This window comes from Priestia sp. SIMBA_032 (assembly GCF_046535215.1).
Taxonomy (GTDB): Bacteria; Bacillota; Bacilli; order Bacillales; family Bacillaceae_H; genus Priestia; species Priestia aryabhattai.
On the sequence record NZ_JAWRXD010001171.1, the window covers coordinates 1 to 252 of the forward strand.

The window sequence follows — 252 nt, forward strand, 5'->3', positions numbered from 1 at the left end:
CTGCGATCGATCGGGCTGCCGTCGGTGCCCACGATCTCACCGTCGTCGAATCGGCGGTACAGATCGACGGGGTCCAGGTGGTCGAACGTCGCGACCATGTACTCGGCGACCGTCGTCCACGGCCCGGACACCGGGATACGCAGCCTCGTCGGTCCGACCCCGTTCTTGACGGGTAGGGGTGCGGGCATGGGCATGAGGTCCATCATCCCACCGCCCTCCGCCTGAAGACATCACCTGGTGGGCAGGATGCCG

At 67.1% G+C, this 252-nt stretch carries 1 protein-coding gene; it reads right to left on the bottom strand.

Translation table 11 applies throughout. The annotated features are described in order from the left end of the window. Positions 1 to 206, bottom strand: a 206-nt coding sequence (locus SB717_RS37995) for a hypothetical protein (protein WP_486360813.1), incomplete at its 3' end; no start/stop codon positions are given. Positions 207 to 252: the final 46 nt, after the last annotated feature.